Genomic DNA, 22,410 nt, shown 5'->3' with positions numbered 1-22,410 from the left:
GTGGCGGCGGTCGGCGACGGGCCCTGGCTCGACGACGCGGCCGGTCGGCTGGTGCGCCCCTTCACGGTCAGCAACGGCCGCACCCGGCCCACCATCGCGCTCGACCTCCTGTCGCATGTGATGGCCACCGGAGCCACCCCCCTCGGCTACCTCGGCCCCGAACACGCGCAGGCGCTCGACCTGTGCCGCGCGCCCGTCTCGGTCGCCGAGGTCGCCGCCCAACTGAAGCTGCCGGCGGTGGTCACCAAGGTGCTGCTGTCGGACCTCGTCGACTGCGGGGCGCTGACCACCAAGCCCCCCGAGTTCCACCACAACCCGACTGACCGGGCCCTTCTGGAGGCAGTGCTCGATGGACTACGACGACAGCTCTGACCCCTTCCCCACCGCACTCAAGATCCTTGTGGCGGGAGGGTTCGGAGTAGGCAAGACGACCTTCGTGGGCGCGGTCAGCGAGATCGCGCCGCTCAGCACGGAGGAACTGCTCACCACGGTCAGCGCCGCGACCGACTCTCTCGACGGGATCGAGAACAAGGTCGAGACGACGGTGGCCATGGACTTCGGCCGCATCACCCTCGACCCGGAACATGTGCTGTATCTGTTCGGCACGCCCGGGCAGGAGCGGTTCTGGTTCATGTGGGACGAGCTCTCCGAGGGCGCGCTCGGCGCGGTCATCCTCGCCGACACCCGCCGCCTGGAGGAGTGCTTCGCGGCGGTCGACTTCTTCGAGCAGCGCGGCCTCGGCTTCATCGTCGCGATCAACGAGTTCGACGGCTCGTACCGCTACGACCCCGAGGAGGTCCGCGCCGCCATCGACCTCGACCCGGCGATCCCCGTCGTGCGCTGCGACGCCCGGATCTCCAGTTCCGGAGTGCAGACCCTGCTCACCCTCGTACGGCACCTCATCGCCCACGCTCCGGCGCACGCGCCGAGCCACGGCGCCCACATGTGATCCCCGCACACCGCCATGGAGCCCGTATATGCCCTGCGTCCACAGTGACGGAGCCCGCCCATGAGGTACGACCCGGCGCGCCCGGCCGGTCGTCTGCTGCTCACCCCCGAGGACAAGGAGGCCCCCGCCCGGGCCCGGCGCCTCGGTCAACTGGGCCTCGCAGAACATCCGGACCCCGCCCTCGACGCCTACGCGGACCACCTCGCCGAGCTCACCGGGACGCCGTACGCCATGGTCAACTTCATCGACGAGAACCGGCAGTTCTTCGCGGGCCTGCACCTCTCGGACGTCGCACCACCCGTGGTGAAGGCCGACGGCACCACGCCCGTGCTGGGCCGTGAGCTGGCCCGTGACCACGGCTTCTGCCCCCATGTGGTGGTCCGGCGCAAGGCGCTGGTTCTGGAGGACGTCTGCGACTACCCGCGGTTCGCGGGCAATCCGGTGGTCGACGAGTTCGGCATCCGCTCCTATCTGGGCGCACCGCTGATCGACAGTACGGGGATGGTGCTCGGCACCGTGTGCGTCGTCGACGTGGAGCCGCGGCCCTGGGGCAGGCCCGGTCTGGAGACCATCAAGTCGACGGCGGCCGATCTGGTCGCCCGGCTGGAGCGACGGGAGGCGGACGGGCTCCCGCTGCTGTGACGGCGGGCGAGGTCGACTCACTAGCCGACCGGTCTAGTACTTACGTACACTTGCGTCGTGGGACGCACCAGTGACGCCAGGCAGAAGATCCTCGGTGCCGCGCGCTCGCTCATCGAGGGGCGCGGCTACTCGGCGCTGGGCGTGGCCGAGATCTGCAAGGCGGCCGGGGTGCCGAAGGGCAGCTTCTACTACTTCTTCGAGTCGAAGGAGGCCCTCGCGCTCACCGTCGTCGACGAGCACTGGGCGGCCCAACAGCGCGACTGGGCACGCTCGTTGGGCGGCGACGCGGAACCGCTGCAGCGGCTGCGGCAGCTCTTCGAGGTTACGGAGGCCGGCCAGCGCGCCGCGCAGCTGGGCTGCGGCACGGTGTCGGGCTGTCTGTTCGGCAACCTCACTCTGGAGCTGAGCAACCGGACCGAGGCCGTCCGCGGGCGACTGCAGGAGATCTTCGACGCACAGGTCGACATGGTCGAAGCGGTGATCACCGAGGCCCGCGAGCGCGGCCACGTCACCGTGACCGACACCCGCGAGGCGGCACAGGCGGTCGTGGCCCAGCTCGAGGGCCAGGTGATGTTCGCCAAGCTGTACAACAACACCAGGCGACTGACCCCGCTGTGGGACAACTGCCGGGCGCTGCTGGGCGCCACCGGTTCATAGTGCCGCATCGGGCAAGCGGATCAGGGCCCGCTGTGGATCAGTGACGCCCACAGGTGTGGTCGGCCGGGGTGCTCGGCGCGCAGATGCCGGATGACGCGGTGAAGCGCGCGTGCCGCGTCATCGGCGGACGGTGTGGCCGGCATCAGCCGGTAGAAGTGGTCGGCCGCGCCGGCCGCGACGCCGTCGTCCAGGGGCCACAGACTCGCGACGACGTGCCGGAACCCGGCGAGCTGGAACGCGGAGGCGAGGTGGATGGACTCGTCCGCGTGCCGCCGGCCGACATGTCCGGTGGAGCACGCGGACAGGTAGGCGAGTTCGGCCTCGTGGAGGTTGCTGCGGCCGATCTCCGCGATGGACAGGACACGGTCGTGGAGGTGGAGTCCGCCCTCGGACGGTGCGTCGGGGTCGGTGCCGGCGTGGCAGGCGAAGTGTGCCCAGCTTGCCTCGGGGAGTGCGCCGGTCACGCGGGCGGCAGTGGCCTGCTCGTTGTTGAGCAGTGGCATGTCGGGATGGGCGGCGTGCAGGCTCGCCGCCTCGGCGGCGGTGGCCGGCAGGTCCGGCAGACCCGGGGTGCGGTCTAGGGCGACCGTGAGCCGGCGCAGGGCTGTCGCGGCCGGGCGTTCGCGAGCACGGGCGAGGGCGCGCAGGGTGGGTGTGTACGACGAGATCACCCGGTCGAGCGCCCCGGCCCGCCCGGGGTGCCCGGCCGCGTGCAGCGGCAGCAGCCCGAGCAGTCCGGTCGGTATCCACCACACACGGGGCAGTACTCCGTCCTCTCGGCCCAGCAGGCGTTCGACGGCGTCCAGGACCGGCTCGACCGCCGTGTCCCACAGCCGGCCGAGCACCTCCCTAAGTACCCGCTGCCGGCGCAGCTCGCCGGTGAACGAGCTTTCGTCGTGCGTTGCTTCGGTCAGCTCGGTGGCCCACGTGTCGACGTCTGCAAGCCGCAGTTCGGGCAGCGGCACCGGCAGCGGGGGCCCGTCGGCGGTGACGACGATGGCGTCGCACCGCTGCAGGCCGGCGTTGAGCAGCACGACTGCCCCGCCGGTGGCGGTCGGCCGCAGTTCGGTCCACGTCGGCGGGAGCAGGAACCGGTCCAGGCCCGGCAGTCGGCGGATCTCTGCCAGTACGGCGTCGTGCTCGGCCCACAGCCGTTTGCGCCGGTCGACGTGGTCGACGTCCCGGCCGCCGGGCGGCGCCATGGCCGGGGGATCCGGCGCGTTGAGGGCGTCGCGGACGCGGCGCAGGCGGCCGGCCAGTGCGGGGTGCTGGGCCTCGAGGTCGGCAAGGGGTGTCCGCAGGGCCAGCCGGGACGCCAGCAGGACCGCCCGGCCCAGTTCACCGGCCTGGACCGCGCCGCCAGGATCGTCAAGGGCGCAGTGCACGGCGATCGTCTCGCCGATCAGCCCCCGGTTCGTGCCGAGGCGGTGTTCGTGGTCCGCCGTGGAGGTCTCCCGCGCCGCGACCAACGGCAGTAACTCCACCGCCGTGTCGAACAGCACGCGGGCGGTGTGCAGTTCGTCCAGCACGTACGCGAGCCGACCGACCGACCAACAGGCGCGGAGCCGGTTCAACGGGGACGCCGTCGTGGCCGCGAGCGTGTCCTCCGCGAGCCGGGCGATCCGCGACCGGTCGAGGGCGCCGCCGCTGTTCCAGCGCCTCATGCAGCAGACCGCGAGGAGATGGATGCGTGCGGCCCGGTTGGGGTGGTCGTCGGGGGTGGCCGCGACCGCCTGTTCCGCGGCGTCGACGGCGCGGTCGAGGTCGGACGTGGCGCCAGTGCGCTGGAACCGCAGCCGGTAGGCGTTGCCGAGGTTGAACAGATACCGCGCGCGGTCCGGATGGTCGGCAGGGACGGCTACGGCTGTCTCCCGGGCCAGGTCGACAGAGCGGTCCAGGTCGGCCGGGTCGCCCGAGTGCTCGTACCGGGTCTGATGGGCCCGCGCGAGGTTGAACAGGCGCAGCGCACGGTCGGGATGGTCGGCGGGGGTGGCCGTGAGCGCCAGGAGTCCGAGGTCGACTGCGCGGTCGAAGTCGGTTGCGGCGCGGCTGCGTTGGGACCGCGCCTGGTGGGCGACCGCGAGGTTGGACAGGTAGCCTGCCCGGCTCGGGTGGTCGGTCGGCGTCGCGTCCACTGCCTGTTCGTAATACACGACGGCCCGGTCCAGGTCCTGCAGGCCACCGCTGTGCCCGAACCGTTGCTGGAAGGCGTTGCCGAGGTTGGTCAGGCGCATCGCACGGTCCGGATGGTCGTCCGGCGTGGCGGCCAACGCGCGTCTGCCGGCATCGATGGCCGCATCCACGTCGGACGTCTCCCCGGTGCGGGTGAACCTGGACCAGTGGGTAAGGCCGAGGTTGGACAGGCGGTACGCGAGATCCGGGTGGTCGGCGGGCGTGGCGGCCACGGCCTGTTCGTGATGCATGATGGCCCGGTCCAGATCGGCCACGTCTCCCAACCGCTCGAACCGCCCCCGCAGGGCCGCGGCGAGGTTGTTCAGGGCTGTCGCGCGGAGTGGGTGATCGGCGGGTACGGCGGCGACCGCTCGTTCGAGGCTCTCGACGGCCCGGTGCACGTCGAGGGTGTTTCCTTTCCGGTCGAATCGCGCGTGGTATGCGGCGCCGAGGTTGGACAGGCGGTACGCGAGATCCGGGTGGTCGGCGGGCGTGGCGGCCACGGCCTGTTCGTGATGCGTCACGGTCCGGTCCAGATCGGCCACGTCCCCAAGCCGCTCGAACCGCGCGCGGTACGCGACACCGAGGTTGGACAGGAACGTCGCGAAAAGGCGGAGCCCCTGGGGCGCCGCGGCGAGCGCACGACCGACGTGGTCGATGGCCCGGTCAAGGTCGGCCACCTCCCCCAGCCGATCGAACCGTGCCTGGTACGCCATGCCGAGGTTGGACAGGTAGGCCGCGCGGTCGGGAGCGGCGTCCGGTGCGGCGGCCACCGCGTGTTCGTGGAGCTCGATGGCCCGGTCCAGGTCGGCCAGGTTCCCGGTCCGCTCGAAGCGGGCATGGTAGGCGGCGGCGAGGTTGGACAGGACCGTCGCGCCGTGCGGGACACCGGTGCCGGTGTCGGTGGCGACCTGTTCTCCGATGGCGATGGCGCGATCGAGGTCCGCCGGACGGCCCGTCCGCCCGAACCGCTCCCAGTGGGCGGTGCCGAGATTGGCAAGGACTGTGGCCCAGTGAGGGGCGTGGGCGGGGGTGGCGGCCCACGCGCGCTCGCCTGTGTCGATGGCTCTGTCCAGGTCCGCGAAGTGTCCGGTCCCCTGGAACCGATGCAGGTAGCCAGTGGCGAGATTGGTCAGGTACACCCCGATGTTCGCGGCGGCTCCGGTCGCGGCGATCGCCCGTTCCCCGAACTCGATGACCCCGTCCAGGTCGTTGAGGTGCCCGGCCCGCTGGAACCGCTGGAGATGGGTGGCGCTGAGGTTGGACAGGATCAGTGCGGCGTTCGGATCGTCGTCGCGGAGGACGGCTACGGCCTCTCGCCCGATGACGATCGACTGGTCGGCGTCGTCCTCCTGCCACGTCAGCGCGTACCGCGCCCGGTGGCTCTCGGCGAGGTTGTACAGGCGGGTGGCACGGTGTGGATGGCGGTGCGGTGTCAGGGCGACAATGCCCTGGAACAACGAGATGCACGTGCCCAGCAGGCCTGTGTCACCCGACCGGGTGGCCCGGTCCAGCAGGTCGACCGCCTGCTGGTTCAACAGCTCCGGATCAAGCCGGTGGTCGGAGGTCATCGCCCGTGAGACTATCGGCCAACTGACGGAAGGAGGAGCCCTGGTGGACGCCGAACGATCGGCCCTGACCACGTTGTGCCAGGAGTTCGACGCGCTGATCGGCGAGACCCGGCTCCACTCAGCGGAACGTCAGGAACTGCTGGAACGGATCGTGGCCGAGGCGCGGGCCCGGCGCCCGTTGCTCACTCTGCTGGGCCAGTTGCTCGACACCGATCGTGAGACCACTCTGCGGACGCTTGCGACGGGGCTGCCGGGAGCCGGTCCGGGAACCGCCCGTCAGGAGAACTTCCGCTGCCCGGACGGCGCCTGCGACCGGACGGCGGTACCGCCCCCGGCCGGGGCGATCCCACGCTGCGCCGTCATGGGCGGCCGGCCCATGGAGCGGGGGTAGCGCAAGTGGGCGGGTTCTTCGAGCAGTTGGCCAAGACCCTGGCCGACCGGTGGATCAGCCTGCTCGTACTGCCCGGTGCGTTCTTCCTCGGCACGGTGTGGCTGTCCGTCAGGCTCGGCCATGCGGACGCGTGGAACGTCCCGCTGCTGACCCGGCGGGCCGAGGACACCGCCGGCACGGTCGCGGACCTGTCGGCCGGGGCACAGGCACTCCTCGTCGCGGCCGTGCTGGTGGCCGCGACCGGTGTGGGCTTCGTCGTTCAGGCGCTGGCCGGAGTCACCCGGCGCGTCTGGCTGGGGCAGTGGCCCCGCCTCCTCGACCCGCTCGCGGTGGCGCGGACGGCGCACCGACGCGCGCGGTGGCACCGGCTCGTCGAGGAACGCCGAACGCTCGAACGCGTAGGCCCGGGCACACGCACCCGCGAGCAGCAGGACCGGATCGACACCGCGGCCGACCGCGTCACCCGGCTGGCCATGGCCGAACCGGGCAGGCCGACCTGGATGGGCGACCGGATCCACGCCGTGGAGTCGATCGCCCACCACCGCTACGGACTCGACCTGGCCTACGGCTGGTCCCGGCTCTGGCTGGTTCTCCCCGACCCCGCACGTGCCGAACTCACCGCCGCGCACTCGGCGTTCGCCGCCGCGGTCGCCACCGGGACCTGGGCCGCGCCCTATCTGCTGCTCACCGTGGTGTGGTGGCCTGCTGTGCTGGTCGCCGCGGGCATCGGCCTCACCGGCTGGGTCCGCGCCCGCGCCGCCGTAGCCGATTTCACCACCCTGACCGAGGCCGTCCTCGATCTGCACGGCCGCACGCTGGCGGCCGCGCTGGGGGTCGGCGATCCCACGGAGGAGACCGGTCCGCTCACGATCGGCGAGGGCGAGCGCATCACCGACCTCGTGCGGAAGGGCCGCTAGATGTATTGACCCGCGGAGTTGTCGACGCGGGTGAAGGGAGGCTTGCCTCCGAGGGCGGTGTGGCACCGGTGGCCGCCAGGCCCTGCCGTTTGGATCAGCTCGGCGTCGCGGGCCCTGGCACGCGCTCCCTCACTGCCTCGAGGGCGTGGGGGACCCCCATGACCCCGCTCGGGGCGGCCACAAGGCACCGTTCTCTGCAGCCGACCTGATCCAAACGACAGGGCCTAGTAGCCGCGCCAGACGTTGTCGAACGCGGCGTCCTCGATCGCCTTGCGCTGGCGTACGGCCTCCAGCTCCATCACCGCGTCACCGACGGCGGCCAGCACGGTCGTGACCGCCTCGCCGGAGAGGTCCTCGTGAACCTCGGCCTGCTCTTCGTGGATGCCGGCCGCGGCAGCCAGGGCGGCGAGGACCGGTTCGCCCGACGCCCAGCGCTCCTCTGCCTGGCGGCGGGCCGGCGAGTCGACCAGCTCGGCTCGCCCGCTCCGCAGCGGAATCCGGCGACCGCGCGGCCGGGCGGTCAGTCCCACCCGCTCCAGGTCGTCGACGTAGACCGAGGACAGCCCGCGGCCCCGGCGCCACAGCCAGTCCTCGACCGACTCGTACGGCTCCTGCCGTACGAGCGAGGAGGCGGCCTCGTCCAACAGGCGGTCGCCCGTGGGCGATTGGGCGCTGGGGAGGATGCGGTCACCGTCCAGGGTGAGCGCCAGGGCCTCGATGAGGTCGAGCACCTCGGCGCCCGCGAGTACGAGCGACAGGTCGCCCTGGTCGACCGGGCGGCTGGGCGCCGCGTCCAGGGCGACGATCGCGAGGTCCCGTGCGGTGTTCATGAGCGGCTCCAGGTCAGTCGGCCGAGTGCGGGGCGAGAGCGTCGGGGCCGGCCTCAGGGTCTGCCCGGCGGATCATGCCGGCGTCGCGGGCCCTGGCACGCGCACCAGACCCCGCTCGGGTCGGCCACAAGGCGACGTTACCTACAGTTGCCCTGATCCGCCGGACAGGCCCTGTGCAGGCCGGGCGTCCTCGGTCGATTCTCGCTGCCGCGGCGGCGCTGTGTGTCGTACTACGACCATGTGGTGCGGGAAGCCGATCCGCAGCACGGCGGCGGCCGCGGCCGCGGCGAGGACCACGAGGGCGGCCAGCAGCAGCGCCCGGTGGTAGCCGTGATGCAGCAGCGGGGCGACGACCAGCGGGCCCAGGATCTGGCCGACGGAGTATCCGGCGGTCAGCAGGGCGACCGAGCGGGGGAAGCGCAGGTGGGCGCCGGTGGCCAGAGCGAGCATGCTGATGCCCAGGAACGTGCCGCCGAACAGCACCGCCGAGACGAGTGCGGCAGCCGTGCCGCCGACCAGGGCGGGCAGGGCGATGCCGACCGCCTGCACCACCAGCGCGGCGAGCAGCAGCGCGGGCCGGGACCAGCGGCGTCCCAGCCGCGCCCACAGCGCCGGGGACGGAACGGCGGCCAGCCCCACCAGCACCCAGGAGCCGGTGCCGACCCAGCCGGGGGAGCCCTGGCCGATCGCCGCGACCAGGAAGGTTCCGGCGACGATGTAGCCGATGCCCTCCAGGGTGTAGCTCACGAACAGAGCACCGAACCAGCGGTGTGTGCGCGGCGCCGTACTCCCGGTCTTCTCGCTGCTCGCGGGCGGATCCGCCTCCGGCCGCAGGTGCCACGAGCCGACGGTGAGGAGCGCGGTGAGCGCGGCCGAGGCCCACCAGGCGGCCCGCCAGTCCGCGGCGGACCGCAGCGCCAGGAGCAGCAGGCCGGACAGCGCGATGCCGGCGCCGACGCCGCCGATGGCCCAGCCGGGCAGGTGCGCCGGGTGCCCGTGCAGGTGGTGCAGGAGGGAACTGGCCGCGACGACGAAGACCAGGGCGCTCACCGCCCCGGCCAGCAGGCGCAGGGCGACCCACACCGCGGTGCTGTGGGTGAGGGGCATCGCGGCGAGCGTCGCGGTCAGTACGAGCAGGGAGCCGCGCAGGACGGTACGTGATCGCACCAGCGCCGGCAGCAGGATGCCCGCGAGCGCCCCGACGAGATAGCCGACGTAGTTGGCGGTCGCCAGGTTCGCTCCGGCACCGGCGGACAGGCCCGCCTGGGTGTGCATCAGGGGCAGGATCGGCGTGTAGACGAAGCGGCCGACTCCCATGCCCGCCGCGAGCGCCGCCGCGGCCCGGGCGACATGAGTCCAGGGGGAGGTGCTCATCGGGTGCCGTCGACCTGCCCCGGGTCGTTGGGGTGGGCCTCGAGCGGGGTGACGGCGAGGGTCATCCACGGGCGCAGCGGCAGCGTGCCGAGCACCTTCTCGTGCAGCTCCGCCTCGTCGGCGGCCCGCCACACACCGATGCTGCGCAACTCGCCCACGGGGCGCCACAGTCGGGCCAGATTGCCGGCGGCGGCCAGCTCCCTCGCGCGGACGGCCTCGGCGGCGCGCCGCCGGTCGACCTCGTCCTGGCTGGTGCCCTCGGGGACGGTGGTGGTGATCTCGACCAGGAACTCTCGCATGGTCTCTCTCCGATGCCGTTAGGTATTCCCGATGCCTTCCGGTGTCGGTGTCCGGAAGTCCGCAGTGGCCCCATCGTGCGCCCGTGACCAGCGTCGATGCCACGACCGGCTTCCTCGCTGCTGATAGGCGCAGCCTCCCAGCGCGCGTACGATGGCGCGCGTGGAACTGCGCCAGCTGCGGTACTTCGTCGCGGTCGCCGAGGAACTGAACTTCGGCCGGGCCGCCGAGCGGCTGCTCATCGCGGGCCCCTCGCTCTCCCAGCAGATCAAGGCTCTCGAACGGGACCTGGGCGTCCGGCTGTTCGACCGGGACCGCCGCTCGGTCTCCCTCACCCCCGCCGGAGCCGCCCTCCTCCCGCACACCCGCGCCCTGCTGGATCGGGCCGACGACCTCAAGCGCCGGGCCGGCCGGCTGTCTGGCTCCCAGTCGGTGCGGCTCGGTTACGTCAACTGGCTCCCGCCTGACCTGACTTCACGTACGGCGGCGGTGGCCCAGGTACATGTCGACGCCTGGGTCGCTCCCTCGCACACCCAGGCCGCCCGGGTGGCCGACGGCAGCTTGGACCTCGCCGTGTGCTGGGTACGCACCGAGGACCTCAAGCGGCTCGGGCTGCGGGCCCGGCTGATCGGCGCCGACCGGCTCTACGCCGTCGCCAAGGGTGGCGACAGCAGTGACGTACCGGATGTGGCGGCCCAGGACACGGACGTCCTCATCGACGACGACATCACCTCCTGGGCGTCCTGGAACGTGTACGCCGAGGAGCTCGCACAGGCCACCGGCGCCCGTACGGTGCGCATCTCCGACGGCGCCATCACCGGCCCCGCCTTCTTCGACCACGTCCGCCGCTGCCGCCGCCCGGTCCTCAACTCGCCCAAGGGGCAGACCACTTCGCTCCCGCCCGACCTGGTCCGCCGCGAGATCGTGGCGCCGAAGGTCTACTGGACCTGGTCCCTGGTCTGGCGGGAGGCCGAGGACCGCGCCGGGGTCCTTGCCGCCGTCGACGCGCTGTGCGCGGGCGTCGGCGACCTCGGGGTCCATGCCCCGGACGTCTGGCTGCCCGCCGACGATCCGTACGCGCTCCCGGGCTGACCTGGCCTGGAAGTCTGCGCCTCCCAGGCAGGAGGAAGCCGGTCCTTCCGCCGCCGAGCGACCCGACCTACCTTCCAAATAGTCGACCGGTCGGCTAGTACCGGTCAAACCCTCGGGAGAAGGTCATCATGAGCACTCGGAACCAGAAGGTCGCGATCGTCACCGGCGCCTCGCAGGGCATCGGCGCCGCCCTCGTCGAGGGCTACCGCAAGCTCGGATACACGGTCGTCGCCACCTCGCGCACCATCACCGCCGTCGACGACGCCGACGTCGTCACCGTCCAGGGCGACATCGCCGATCCGGCCACCGCCGAGCGGGTCGTCGCGGCCGCCGTCGAGCGGTTCGGCCGTATCGACACCCTGGTCAACAACGCGGGCATCTTCGTCGCCAAGCCCTTCACGGACTACACGGCCGAGGACTACGCCGCCGTGACCGGCATCAACGTCGCCGGCTTCTTCCACCTCACCCAGCAGGCCGTACCGCACCTGCTCGCCCAGGGCGGCGGACACATCGTCAATGTCACCACCAGCCTGGTCGATGCCGCGGACTCCCGGGTTCCGTCCGTCCTGGCCTCGTTGACCAAGGGCGGTCTGCAGTCCGCCACCAAGTCCCTCGCCGTCGAGTACGCCACCCGCGGCATCCGCGTCAACGCCGTCTCGCCCGGCACCATCAAGACCCCCATGCACGCCGAGGAGACGCACGAATTCCTCGCCGCCCTGCACCCGGTGGGCCGCATGGGCGAAGTGAGCGACATCGTCGACGCCGTGCTCTTCCTGGAGACGGCTCCGTTCGTCACCGGCGAGATCCTGCACGTGGACGGCGGCATGAGCGCCGGACACTGACACCTCGTCACATCACCGACCAAGGAACGGACATGACCACCACCAAGGACGACAAGGCGATCCTGAGCGCAGTCCTCGACCAGTGGAAGGCCGGCGTCGACGCACACCAGCCCGAGCGCGTGGCCGCCCGCTTCACCGAGGACGCCGTCTTCCAGGGGCTGCACCCGTACACCGTCGGACGGCAGGGCGTTGCCGAGTACTACGACTCCCAGCCCCTCGGCATGCAGGCGGCCTACCGCATCCTCGAGACCAGACGGCCCGCCGACGGCCTCGTCCTCGGCTACCTGGACGTCGAGTTCTCGTTCACCGACCGGCCCGCGCTGCAGGTCAAGCTGTCGGTTCTGGTGACCCGCGCGGAGGACGACTGGTACATCAGCCACTACCAGGTCTCCCGCCTCGGCTAGCTCCGCCCTCCCGAGCGGCCCCGGGGCGCACTGTCAGCGAGCGGGGCAGCTGTGAGGCGGGCGAGGCGGGTGTGAAGCGGAGCTGCGGCGCGGCTTAAGAAAACCTCGATGGACCAGGGGTGGCGTCGTACGGCAGATTGCTACGCGATTCCACCCCTCTCCCCGGTTGCGGGCGCCTTCGGCATGCCCGGACCCGGGGTCGCACCCACAGGAGCCGTAGCGTTGAAGGCGCTGGTCAAGGAGAAGGCGGAGCCCGGGCTGTGGCTCACGGACGTCCCGGAGCCGGCCGTCGGACCCGGCGACGTACTGATCAAGGTGCTGCGCACCGGCATCTGCGGCACCGATCTGCACATCCAGGCCTGGGACGGCTGGGCGCAGCAGGCCATCCGTACGCCGTTGATCACCGGGCACGAGTTCGTCGGTGAGGTCGTCGAGACCGGGCGTGATGTCGCGGACATCGGCGTCGGCGAGCGCGTGAGCGGCGAGGGCCACCTGGTCTGCGGGAAATGCCGCAACTGCCTCGCCGGGCGGCGGCACCTGTGCCGTGCCACGGTCGGGCTCGGCGTGGGACGGGACGGGGCCTTCGCCGAGTACGTCGCCCTGCCCGCCGCCAATGTGTGGGTGCACCGCGTCCCGGTCGACCTCGACGTCGCCGCGATCTTCGACCCGTTCGGCAACGCCGTGCACACCGCGCTGTCCTTCCCGCTGGTCGGCGAGGACGTGCTCATCACCGGGGCCGGCCCGATCGGCCTGATGGCCGCCGCGGTGGCCCGGCACGCGGGCGCCCGCAACGTCGTCGTCACCGACGTCAGCGAGGAGCGGCTGGAGCTGGCGAGGAAGATCGGCGCGAGCCTCGCGCTGAACGTGGCGGAGTCGGAAATCGCCGACGGACAGCGAGAGTTGGGGCTGCGCGAGGGCTTCGACATCGGCCTGGAGATGTCCGGCCGCCCCGAGGCCATGCGCGACATGATCGCCAACATGACGCACGGCGGCCGTATCGCCATGCTCGGCCTGCCCGCTCAGGAGTTCCCGGTCGACTGGGCCCGCATCGTCACCTCGATGATCACCATCAAGGGCATCTACGGCCGTGAGATGTTCGAGACCTGGTACGCGATGTCGGTGCTCCTGGAAGGCGGCCTCGACCTGTCGCCCGTGATCACCGGCCGGTACGGCTACGGCGACTTCGAGGCGGCGTTCGCCGACGCGGCGAGCGGCCGCGGCGGGAAGGTCATCCTGGACTGGACCGCGTAACCCGACCGCGTAACTCCCTTTCGGCGAAGGCATTTTAGGAGCTTCCCCCATGTTCGACTCCGTGCGCGACGACCTGCGCGCCACCCTCGACGAGATCCGCGCCGCCGGCCTGCACAAGCCCGAGCGCGTGATCGGCACCCCGCAGTCCGCCACCGTGAACGTCACCGCGGGCGGCCGCCCCGGCGAGGTCCTCAACTTCTGCGCCAACAACTACCTCGGTCTCGCCGACCACCCCGAGGTCGTCGCCGCAGCCCACGAGGCACTGGACCGCTGGGGCTACGGCATGGCGTCCGTCCGCTTCATCTGCGGCACCCAGGAGGTGCACAAGGAGCTCGAGGCCCGGCTGTCCGCCTTCCTCGGCCAGGAGGACACGATCCTGTACTCCTCCTGCTTCGACGCCAACGGCGGTGTCTTCGAAACGCTGTTGGGCCCGGAGGACGCGGTGATCTCCGACGCCCTCAACCACGCGTCGATCATCGACGGCATCCGGCTGTCCAAGGCCCGCCGCTTCCGCTACGCCAACCGTGATCTGGCCGATCTGGAACGGCAGTTGAAGGACGCGTCCGACGCCCGGCGCCGACTGATCGTCACCGACGGCGTCTTCTCCATGGACGGCTACGTGGCCCCGCTGCGCGAGATCTGCGACCTCGCCGACCGCTACGACGCCATGGTCATGGTCGACGACTCCCACGCCGTCGGCTTCGTCGGCCCCGGCGGCCGCGGCACCCCCGAGCTGCACGGCGTCATGGACCGTGTCGACATCATCACCGGCACCCTGGGCAAGGCCCTCGGCGGCGCCTCCGGTGGTTACGTGGCGGCCCGCGCCGAGATCGTCGCCCTGCTGCGCCAGCGCTCGCGGCCGTACCTGTTCTCGAACACGCTCGCCCCCGTGATCGCCGCGGCCTCCCTGAAGGTGCTCGACCTGCTGGAGTCGGCGGACGACCTGCGCATCCGGCTCGCCGAGAACACCGCGCTGTTCCGCCGCCGGATGACCGAGGAGGGCTTCGAGATCCTCCCCGGCGACCACGCCATCGCCCCCGTGATGATCGGCGACGCGACCAAGGCCGGCCGCCTCGCGGAGCTGCTGCTGGAGCGGGGCGTGTACGTGATCGGCTTCTCCTACCCGGTCGTGCCGCAGGGCCAGGCCCGCATCCGCGTGCAGCTGTCCGCCGCGCACTCGACGGACGACGTCAACCGGGCCGTCGACGCCTTCGTGGCGGCACGGGCGGAGCTGGAGGCCTGAGAACCCCGGACATATTGCGATAATCGATCCCATGATCGAAGCGCGGCGGCTCCACATCCTCCGTGCGGTGGCCGACCACCGCACGGTGACGGCGGCTGCCGCCGCGCTGTATCTCACGCCCTCCGCCGTCTCCCAGCAGCTGACCGCGCTGGAACAGGAGACCGGCCACCGCCTGGTCGAGCGCAGCGCCAAGGGCGTGCGGCTGACTCCGGCCGGCGAGATCCTGCTCGGCCACACCAACGCGGTCCTCGCCCAGCTGGAGCGGGCCGAGGCCGAGCTCGCCGCGTACAGCTCGGGCGCGGCCGGCACGGTCACCGTCGCCTCCTTCGCGACCGGCATCGCTCTGGTCGTGGCGCCGGCCGTGGCACGCCTCGCCTCCTCCGCGCCCGGCATCCGCATCCGCGTCCAGGACGCCGAGGGCGACGCCAGCCTGCCGATGGTCCTGGACCGCCAGGTCGACGTCGCGGTCGCGGTCGAGTACCGCGGGGCGCCGCCCGCCGACGACCCGCGCCTGACCCACGTATCGCTGTACGCCGAGCCCTTCGACGCGGTCGTCCCGGTGCGCCATCGGCTGGCCGACGCCACCGAGATCCCGCTGGCCGACCTGGCCAAGGACCCGTGGATCGGCCCGTACCCCGGCAATCCCTGCCACGAAGTGGTCGTCCTGGCCTGCGAGAGCGCCGGATTCCAGCCACGCCTGGAACACTCCTCGGACGACTTCCGGGCCGTCGTCGCGCTCGCCTCGGCGGACGCGGGCGTGGCGCTCGTGCCGCGCTCGGCGTTGCGCGGGATGGACCTCACGGGCGTGGTCGTACGGCCGGTGGACGGGGTCGCACCCACCCGCCGGGTCTTCGCGGCGGTACGCCGGGGAGCCGAGGAGCACCCGCTGATCCGGCCGGTGCTGGAGGCGCTGGGCGAGGCGGCCCGGGCGTAGGGAACCGGCCACCGGTCGCACGCAGTCCGGGTTGCCATGCGTGTGACGGTGAACGCCGGGGTCATGGTCAACGCCGGCTTCGTCTTCGGGCTCGACCAGGACCGCGTACGCCGGTGGCTGGAAGACCTTCGAACCGGTCTGGGGCCTGCTCGTAAGGTCTGCGGTCGTCTCACATCTGGGATAGCATCCCGAATATGAAACAGGATGTTGCCGAGACCGGGCCCGACCCGGTCGACGCCCGGCTCGGGGCCAGGCTCGCCGAGCTGCGGGCCGAACGGGGCTGGTCGCTGGGGGAGTTGGCGGAGCGCAGCGGGGTCAGCCGGTCGACGCTGTCGCGGGCCGAACGGGCCGAGATCAGCCCGACCGCCTCGCTCCTGAACCGCCTGTGCAGCGTGTACGGGCGGACCATGTCGCAGCTGCTCAGCGAGGTGGAGGCGGAGCCGGCGCTGCTGGTGCCTGCCGCCGAGCAGCCGGTCTGGGAGGACCGGGCCTCCGGTTTCGTACGACGATCCGTGTCACCGCCGCACACCGGGCTGCGCGGCGAGCTCGTCGAGGGACGGCTGGCCGCGGGCGCCGACATCGGCTACGACCGGCCGCCCGTGCCCGGCCTGGAACAGCACATCTGGGTTCTGGAGGGGGCACTCGAGGTGACGGCACAGGAGGTGGAGCACCGCCTGGGCACCGGGGACTGTCTGCGGCTGCGGGTGTGGGGGCCGACCCGCTTCCGGTGCGCGGGACCGGACGACGTGCGGTACGTCCTGGCGGTGGTGCTGCCGTGATCGTGAACCGGCTGGACTGCGATGAACTGCACGCGCGTGTGGACGCGTTGGCGGACCTCCTCGTCGACACCGTGGACGGCGGCGCCTCCGTCGGCTTTCTCGCACCGCTCGACCGAGCAGAGGCTCTCGCCTGGTGGAAGGAGCGAGCCGTGGGCGTCGCCGCCGGGCAGCTCGCCGTGTGGGCGGCGCACGACGGGCAGCGGCTGGTCGGCACGGTCGGCCTGGCCTTCCCGGACAAGCCCAACAGCCGCCACCGCGCCGAACTGGTCAAGCTGATGGTGCACCGGGACGCCCGAGGACAGGGCCTCGGGCGCAGACTCCTGGCCGCCGCCGAGGAGGCTGCCGCTGCGGCGGGCCTCACCCTGCTGCACCTGGACACCGAGACCGACAGCCTCGCCGAGCACCTCTACCGCGCGGCCGGCTGGACCCGTCTCGGCGCGATACCGGACTACGCGGCCGCCCCGGACGGCGTGCTGCGGCCGACGTCGATCTACTTCAAGAAGCTGGGGTCCGCCGCTCTCGCCGGATAGTTGGCTGATGCCCTCACCAGGTGATTGTCAGTGGGAGCGGCTACGGTGCGAGGCATGCCGGATGCCGAAGACGTACGCCGTATCTGCCTTGCTCTGCCGGACACGACGGAGAAGATCGCCTGGAGCATGCCCACGTTCCGGGTGGCGGGGAAGATGTTCGCCACGCTGCCCGAGGACGAGACCTCCATCGCCGTGCGCTGCCCCAAGGAGGAGCGCGACGAACTCGTGCTGGCCGAGCCGGAGAAGTTCTGGATCGCCGACCACGAGGCGCAGTTCGCCTGGGTCAGAGCCCGGCTCGCCGAGATCGAGGACGAGGGCGAACTGCGCGCCATCCTCGCCGACTCCTGGCGGCAGGCGGCCCCGCCCCGACTGCTGGACGCCTACCCGGAGTTGGGCCTTCCGGACGCGGACTGAAAACGCTTCGAGCGTTGTCAGTGGGGCGTGGCATGATCCGAAGTCGAGTGGGAACCGGGGCGGAGGGGGCTTCGGCTACCACCGAGACGTAGGGGTGCGGGGCTTGTGGGACCGGGGCGGGGAGGGGAGTTGGACGGGGTGACCGGGACGTCATCACAGCCGTCGGACCTGGAGGGCGGGGCGAGGGCGGAGAGACAGCAGGGCGGTTCGGAAGGAGCGGTCCGCGGACCGCATGACATCGTTGCCGAAGCCCGGACCGCGGGCGGCGGGGCAGCGGGCGGCACCGGACGGCCGGGGGACGTACGGCCGGTGTGGTCGCGGGACTTCGCGTTGTTCTTCGTCGCCCGTGCCGTCGCCCGGCTCGGCGACACCATGCTGCCCGTCGCCCTTGCCGCGGGCCTGCTGCAGCACGGATACGGAGCGGGCGCGGTCGGCCTCGCGATGGCCGCGACATCCGTCGCCTTCGCCGGGCTGGTGGTCTTCGGCGGGGTCATCGCCGACCGCTTCAGCACGCAGAGGCTGATGATCGGCGCCGACCTCGTACGTCTCGGCACACAGGCCCTCGCCGCGGCGCTGTTCTACTCCGGGCACGTCGTGCTCTGGGAAATCTGCGCCATCGGCTTCGTCAACGGCGTCGCGGGCGCCGTGTTCCAGCCCGGCGTCGCCAGCACGGTGCCCCGGCTCGCCTCCGACATCCAGGGCGCGAACGGCGCCATACGCATCGCCGAGTCCGCCGCCCAGCTCACCGGCCCCGCCCTCGCCGGTGTTCTGGTCGGCTTCGCCTCACCCGGCGGGGTCTTCGCGGCCCACGCGGCCACATACGCGGTGAGCGCGCTGTGCCTGCTGCTGCTCCGCCTGCCCCCGCTCACCCCAGCGAGCCGTCCCAAAGGACACGGCGGCGGCAGCGCCTTCCGGGCCGATCTGGTCGAAGGATGGCGGGAGTTCAAAGCGCGCACCTGGCTGTGGGGCGTGATCGCCGTCTGGTGCCTGTACATGATCGCCGTCTGGGGCCCTTCCGTCCCGCTGGTGGCGGCGGAGGTGGTGCAGCAGCACGGCCCGCGCGCCTACGGCCTGGTCAACTCCGCCCTCGGCGCCGGTACCGTCATCGGCGGCCTCCTCGCCCTGCGGCTGCGCCCCCGCCGCATGCTGCGCGCCGGTGCGCTCTCTCTGTTCGCCTTCGCAGGGTTCCCGGCGACCGTCGGGGCCGGGCTCGGCGTACCGGCGATGGCGGCCGGGGCGGCACTGGCCGGGGCCGGGATGTCCTTCTGGGGCGTGATGTGGGCGACCAGCGTGCAGACCCAGGTCCCGCCCGACGTCCTCAACCGCATCCACGCGTACGACGTCGCCGGCTCCCTCGCGATGATGCCGGTCGGCCAGGCCCTCGCCGGCCCCGCTGCCACGGCCGTCGGCGCCGACCACGTCCTCCTCGCCGCCGGAGCGATGAGCTTCGCCATACCGATCTCCTTGCTCTCGGTACCGGCGATACGCAACCTCATACGCGCCGACGCACCGACGGCGGGCTCGGGATCGGGCACGGGGGCGATGGGCGAGCGGCCGTGCTCGGAGACGACGGGCTGAAGGCGGACCCTCCACCTGCTGGGCTCGCCTCTCCCGCACCCGACGCGCACAGCCACTCGCCAACGCCCCCGCCTCACGCGACCTGCTCAGCCACCTGCCCGCCCGCTACAAACCCGCCGATCCGCTCCCGCAGCGACCGGGCGTCCAGGCCGTGCGCGGCCACGTGCTCGTCGATGCGGCCGTACCGCCGAAGCTCACGGCGGCCCACGCCGAGGCCGAGTACGCGATGGGGGAGGTCGGAGAGCGCGTCGTTCGCGGCCGCCGTCGAGGTGCCCGCCAGGTACGGCTCGACGAGGACGACCTCGGTTCCGGCCGTCTCGGTGGCCCGGCGCAGTGCGGCCGAGTCGAAGGGCCGTACGGTCGTCGCGTAGAGCACGGTCACGTCGAGCCCCTCCGTGGCGGCGAGCACGGCATCCAGCGTCGGCCCGACGGCGACGACGACGCCGCAGCGGCCTTCGCGGACGGTGAGGAAATGCTCGCCGTCGACCGGAAGCCCCTCCGCGTTCGCCTGCACGGACAACCGCACATACACCTTGTCGTCGCCCGCGGCGACCGCATGCCGCAGCAGCGTCTCGGCCTCGTCGGGATGCCCGGGCACGTGCACGGTCCAGCCGTCCAGGGTGTCGAGGAGGGCCACGTCACCGGGAGCCATGTGCGTGTATCCGCCGGCCGGCCAGTCGAAGGACCCGGCGGCGCTGACCAGCACCGCGCCCACGTCCTGATGCCCGAGGTCCAGTTTGACCTGCTCGAAGGGCCGCTCGACGAGGAAGCTGGCGAAGGTGTGCACGACGGGCCGCAGCCCGGTCAGTGCCAGCCCGGCACCGGCCCCGATCAGCAGCTGCTCGCGGATGCCCACGTTGAGGACCCGGTCCGGATGTCGCCGCCGCGCCTCGGCGAAACCGTCCTTGCCGATCTCGGCGAGGACGACCGCGACCCGCGGATCCTCGTCGAGCAGCCGTGAGACGACGGGGGCGAAACGGTCACGCATGGTGTCCATGGAAGGCCGGGCCTTTCTTGTGGTCTTGTGGTCTTGAGGACTTGAGGTCGAGGAGATGCCAGAGGGGGGAAGGGCGAGGAGGAGCGGGACTCAGGCGTTTTTCGGCTCCACTCGGGCCACGACGACATGCGGGCGGCCCGGATGCGGAGCGGTGAAGGCGGCGTGGAGCGCGTCGTGATCGCGGCCGTCGACCGTGACCGCGGACCAGCCCGCGGCCTCGAAACGGGCGGCGATGCCGCCGGGCCGGGCATGGCTGGCGGAGGAGTTGTCGACGACGACGGTGTGCAGTTGCTCCAGCCCGGCGGGCCCGGCGAAGGCGATCGCCTCGTGATTGCTGCCCTCGTCCAGCTCGGCGTCCCCGATCAGCACCCAGACCCGCGGCTCGCGCAGTCCCTGCGCACGCAGTCCCAGCGCCGTACCGACACCGATCGGCAGCCCGTGCCCCAACGACCCACTGCCGATCTCGGCCCCCGGCACGAGCACGCGGTCGGGGTGGTGCCCGAGCGGAGAGCCGTACGAGCCGAACCCTGGCAGCCAGTCCACGGGCACAAAACCCTTGGCGGCGAGCACCGCGTAGTACGCCATCGGGCCATGCCCCTTCGACAGCAGGAACCGGTCGCGTTCCGGGTCGTCCATCCGCTCCGGCCCCACCCGCAGCACCCGGTCGTACAGCACCCACAGCACGTCCAGCGTGGACGTGGCCGCCGGGCCGTGCTTCTCGTCGCCCGTCATCAGCCCCATGAGCCGCGTCAGGTCCTCGTACGCGTACGCGCGCCGCGTTTCCTCGGTGATCGTCATGCCGACGATCGTGCAACCTCAACCGAACTTCAGGTCAAACGGCACCTGTCCCCGTCGGCCCCGGACAAAGCCATGCGCGACCATCGACCCGAGTGCGGTATGGTTTCCATGCACGTTCGGCCGGGGGAAACCCCAGGTCAGACAGGCACCGGGACGTGGCGCAGCTTGGTAGCGCACTTGACTGGGGGTCAAGGGGTCGCAGGTTCAAATCCTGTCGTCCCGACGGTGTGAAGGGTCTTCGCAGGCGAAAGCCTGCGGGGGCCCTTTTCGTATGCCTCGGTTCCCGCTCCGTGGCCGTGCGCGCCCGCCACTCGTCGAGCTGCCCAATGCTCCGAATGCCTGAACTCCAGCCGCCTGCCATACCCCTGCCACACAAAGTGACCTCGCCCGGCACAGAGTGATTTCTTCGCTTCCGCGCTCCCTCCCGACTCTCGAGGAAAGGGCGAAGATGTCCCGTCCGACCGTGAGCCCGCAGCCGGCTCGCCGCTTCCGCATGCTGGCGCCCGTCGCCGTCGTCCTCTACCTGGTGGCCGCTCTCCTCGTCGGCACCGCGACACCCGCCGCCGCACTGACCAAGCCGGTCATCAACGGGCCCGTGTTCAACGACCCGCTGGGCTCGCCGGCGCAGCAGAGCGCGATCTTCACCCAGCTCGTCCGGCTGATCGACGCGACGCCCGCCGGGGCGACGATCCGCAGCTCGATGTACGAGTTCCAGGACCAGGAGGTCGCCGACGCGCTGCTCGCCGCCGACCGGCGCGGCGTCAACGTCAAGCTCATCGTCGACGAGTCGACCTATGAGGGCGCCGCGGGCGTCGCGTACGACAACCCGGTGTACCGGGCCCTCAAGGCCGGTCTTGGAAACAATGACGCCGCGCGCTCCTGGATCGTCGTCTGTGACGACAAGTTCGAGGACGACGACGGCGTGGACGACGTGGTGCGCGGCTGCCTGAGCGTCGCCCCGCCCGCACCGGCGTACAACCACAACAAGTACTTCATCTTCTCGAGGATCGGGCCTTTCGACGACGGCACCAGTTACTCGAAGGTCGTCTTCCAGACCTCCTCGAACCTCTCCGACTGGTACAAGGTCGAGTCCTTCAACGACGCTGTGACCTTCGTGAACCCCACGGTGTACGACGGCTACGCCTCGTACCACGAGAAGCAGCGCGTCGGGCGCACCCTCGCAGGCGGCAACAACCACGTGTACTTCTCCACCCCGACCGGCTCGACCTACCGGGCCTTCTTCTTCCCGCGTGGCGACGCCTCGTACAACAACCCGGCCACCGACACCATCGTCAATGCCCTGAACGAGGTCAGCTGTGCCTACACCGGTACGGACGGTCGACGGCACCAGACCGACATCCGCATCGTGATGCACGCTTTCTACGGCTCGCGCTTCCAGGTCGCCGACAAGCTGGCCCAACTGCGCGGCAGGGGCTGCTGGATCGACATCATCTACGCCGAGACCGACTCCAAGATCACCAACAAGCTGGCCGCAGCCGGCATCCAGCACCGCAGGTGCCGCATCCCCAACGGCCCGGGAATCGACGTCCGTCCGCACAACAAGGAAATCCTGATCGACGGCGACTACGGCGGCGACATCACCCCGCGCGTCTACACCGGCAGCGCCAATCTGTCCGGGTCGTCGCTGCGCTCGGCCGACGAGGCAATCGTGCGGATCGTCAGCGCGTCGTACCACGCGAAGTATCTGAGCACCTTCTACAAGATCCGTGCCGCCTGCGGCGGTTGAC

The 22,410-nt window shown here is 71.5% G+C and carries 23 protein-coding genes and 1 tRNA gene; 18 read left to right on the top strand and 6 right to left on the bottom strand.

Annotated features, from left to right (window positions below; all coding sequences use genetic code 11):
- The 4 genes from ACFY10_RS12600 to ACFY10_RS12585 are packed head-to-tail and all read left to right on the top strand — an operon-like array spanning position 1 to position 2,248.
- Complete coding sequence (locus ACFY10_RS12600) at positions 1-372, top strand: DUF742 domain-containing protein (protein ID WP_030936141.1); 372 nt, start codon at positions 1-3, stop codon at positions 370-372.
- Positions 350-949 (top strand): ATP/GTP-binding protein, encoded by a 600-nt coding sequence (locus ACFY10_RS12595; protein WP_099932743.1) that lies wholly within the window; start codon positions 350-352, stop codon positions 947-949. Before ACFY10_RS12600 ends, ACFY10_RS12595 begins: the two co-directional genes overlap by 23 nt.
- 60 nt (positions 950-1,009) lie before the next feature.
- Complete coding sequence (locus ACFY10_RS12590; RefSeq protein ID WP_390665069.1) at positions 1,010-1,591, top strand: GAF domain-containing protein; 582 nt, start codon at positions 1,010-1,012, stop codon at positions 1,589-1,591.
- Between the two features lie 57 nt (positions 1,592-1,648).
- The gene (locus tag ACFY10_RS12585; protein WP_390665068.1) at positions 1,649-2,248 is read left to right on the top strand and encodes a TetR/AcrR family transcriptional regulator; all 600 of its coding nucleotides are present in this window, start codon (positions 1,649-1,651) and stop codon (positions 2,246-2,248) included.
- A gap of 20 nt (positions 2,249-2,268) precedes the next feature.
- Here ACFY10_RS12585 and ACFY10_RS12580 read toward each other — a convergent pair whose 3' ends face one another.
- Positions 2,269-5,991 carry a CHAT domain-containing protein gene (locus tag ACFY10_RS12580; protein WP_390665067.1) on the bottom strand — a complete coding sequence of 1,241 codons (3,723 nt, stop codon included), beginning with the start codon at positions 5,989-5,991 and terminating at the stop codon, positions 2,269-2,271.
- Positions 5,992-6,034: 43 nt separating this feature from the next.
- On the opposite strand from ACFY10_RS12580, the gene ACFY10_RS12575 reads away from it, so the two are divergent.
- Positions 6,035-6,382, top strand: a complete 348-nt coding sequence (locus tag ACFY10_RS12575; protein ID WP_390665066.1) for a hypothetical protein — start codon at positions 6,035-6,037, stop codon at positions 6,380-6,382.
- A gap of 5 nt (positions 6,383-6,387) precedes the next feature.
- Positions 6,388-7,299 carry a hypothetical protein gene (locus tag ACFY10_RS12570; RefSeq protein WP_390665065.1) on the top strand — a complete coding sequence of 304 codons (912 nt, stop codon included), beginning with the start codon at positions 6,388-6,390 and terminating at the stop codon, positions 7,297-7,299.
- 224 nt (positions 7,300-7,523) lie between these two features.
- Here ACFY10_RS12570 and ACFY10_RS12565 read toward each other — a convergent pair whose 3' ends face one another.
- From ACFY10_RS12565 to ACFY10_RS12555, 3 genes are all read right to left on the bottom strand, one after another.
- Positions 7,524-8,129 (bottom strand): GPP34 family phosphoprotein, encoded by a 606-nt coding sequence (locus tag ACFY10_RS12565; RefSeq protein ID WP_390665064.1) that lies wholly within the window; start codon positions 8,127-8,129, stop codon positions 7,524-7,526.
- Positions 8,130-8,270: 141 nt separating this feature from the next.
- Positions 8,271-9,503, bottom strand: coding sequence for a YbfB/YjiJ family MFS transporter (locus ACFY10_RS12560; protein WP_390665063.1), 1,233 nt, complete (start codon positions 9,501-9,503; stop codon positions 8,271-8,273).
- Entirely contained in the window at positions 9,500-9,802 is a 303-nt protein-coding gene (locus tag ACFY10_RS12555) for a muconolactone Delta-isomerase family protein (RefSeq protein WP_390665062.1), read from the bottom strand. The genes ACFY10_RS12560 and ACFY10_RS12555 overlap by 4 nt, the downstream gene beginning before the upstream one ends.
- Before the next feature lie 151 nt (positions 9,803-9,953).
- Between ACFY10_RS12555 and ACFY10_RS12550 the strand changes: the two genes are divergently transcribed.
- The 10 genes from ACFY10_RS12550 to ACFY10_RS12505 all read left to right on the top strand — a co-directional run bounded on the left by ACFY10_RS12550 (position 9,954) and on the right by ACFY10_RS12505 (position 18,867).
- Positions 9,954-10,892 (top strand): LysR family transcriptional regulator, encoded by a 939-nt coding sequence (locus tag ACFY10_RS12550; protein WP_390665061.1) that lies wholly within the window; start codon positions 9,954-9,956, stop codon positions 10,890-10,892.
- 128 nt (positions 10,893-11,020) lie between these two features.
- On the top strand, positions 11,021-11,734 hold the full coding sequence (locus ACFY10_RS12545; protein ID WP_390665060.1) for an SDR family NAD(P)-dependent oxidoreductase: 714 nt from the start codon (positions 11,021-11,023) through the stop codon (positions 11,732-11,734).
- Positions 11,735-11,766: 32 nt separating this feature from the next.
- Complete coding sequence (locus ACFY10_RS12540) at positions 11,767-12,138, top strand: YybH family protein (protein WP_390665059.1); 372 nt, start codon at positions 11,767-11,769, stop codon at positions 12,136-12,138.
- Between the two features lie 222 nt (positions 12,139-12,360).
- Positions 12,361-13,389: an L-threonine 3-dehydrogenase gene (gene tdh / locus ACFY10_RS12535; protein ID WP_390665058.1), complete on the top strand. Its 1,029-nt coding sequence runs from the start codon at positions 12,361-12,363 to the stop codon at positions 13,387-13,389.
- A 49-nt stretch (positions 13,390-13,438) separates the two neighbouring features.
- Positions 13,439-14,632 (top strand): glycine C-acetyltransferase, encoded by a 1,194-nt coding sequence (locus ACFY10_RS12530; protein WP_390665057.1) that lies wholly within the window; start codon positions 13,439-13,441, stop codon positions 14,630-14,632.
- A 31-nt stretch (positions 14,633-14,663) separates the two neighbouring features.
- Positions 14,664-15,566 (top strand): LysR family transcriptional regulator, encoded by a 903-nt coding sequence (locus ACFY10_RS12525; protein ID WP_390665056.1) that lies wholly within the window; start codon positions 14,664-14,666, stop codon positions 15,564-15,566.
- Between the two features lie 194 nt (positions 15,567-15,760).
- Complete coding sequence (locus ACFY10_RS12520; RefSeq protein ID WP_390665055.1) at positions 15,761-16,345, top strand: helix-turn-helix domain-containing protein; 585 nt, start codon at positions 15,761-15,763, stop codon at positions 16,343-16,345.
- Positions 16,342-16,875, top strand: a complete 534-nt coding sequence (locus tag ACFY10_RS12515; RefSeq protein WP_390665054.1) for a GNAT family N-acetyltransferase — start codon at positions 16,342-16,344, stop codon at positions 16,873-16,875. The genes ACFY10_RS12520 and ACFY10_RS12515 overlap by 4 nt, the downstream gene beginning before the upstream one ends.
- Before the next feature lie 54 nt (positions 16,876-16,929).
- Entirely contained in the window at positions 16,930-17,289 is a 360-nt protein-coding gene (locus ACFY10_RS12510; RefSeq protein ID WP_390665053.1) for an MmcQ/YjbR family DNA-binding protein, read from the top strand.
- A 237-nt stretch (positions 17,290-17,526) separates the two neighbouring features.
- Entirely contained in the window at positions 17,527-18,867 is a 1,341-nt protein-coding gene (locus ACFY10_RS12505) for an MFS transporter (protein ID WP_390665550.1), read from the top strand.
- A gap of 73 nt (positions 18,868-18,940) precedes the next feature.
- Here ACFY10_RS12505 and ACFY10_RS12500 read toward each other — a convergent pair whose 3' ends face one another.
- A complete protein-coding gene (locus ACFY10_RS12500) occupies positions 18,941-19,864 on the bottom strand; it encodes a transketolase family protein (RefSeq protein ID WP_390665052.1) in 924 nt (307 codons plus the stop codon).
- A gap of 90 nt (positions 19,865-19,954) precedes the next feature.
- Positions 19,955-20,662 (bottom strand): transketolase, encoded by a 708-nt coding sequence (locus ACFY10_RS12495; RefSeq protein WP_390665051.1) that lies wholly within the window; start codon positions 20,660-20,662, stop codon positions 19,955-19,957.
- 149 nt (positions 20,663-20,811) lie between these two features.
- Between ACFY10_RS12495 and ACFY10_RS12490 the strand changes: the two genes are divergently transcribed.
- Both ACFY10_RS12490 and ACFY10_RS12485 read left to right on the top strand, forming a co-directional pair.
- Positions 20,812-20,885 (top strand) — tRNA-Pro (locus ACFY10_RS12490).
- Positions 20,886-21,110: 225 nt separating this feature from the next.
- Positions 21,111-22,409 (top strand): phosphatidylserine/phosphatidylglycerophosphate/cardiolipin synthase family protein, encoded by a 1,299-nt coding sequence (locus tag ACFY10_RS12485; protein WP_390665050.1) that lies wholly within the window; start codon positions 21,111-21,113, stop codon positions 22,407-22,409.
- The last annotated feature ends 1 nt before the right edge of the window (position 22,410 follow it).

It is taken from the genome of Streptomyces sp. NPDC001401 (assembly GCF_042895385.1).
In the GTDB taxonomy this organism is placed as follows: Bacteria; Actinomycetota; Actinomycetes; order Streptomycetales; family Streptomycetaceae; genus Streptomyces.
This window is presented reverse-complemented; position numbering and strand designations above follow the sequence as displayed.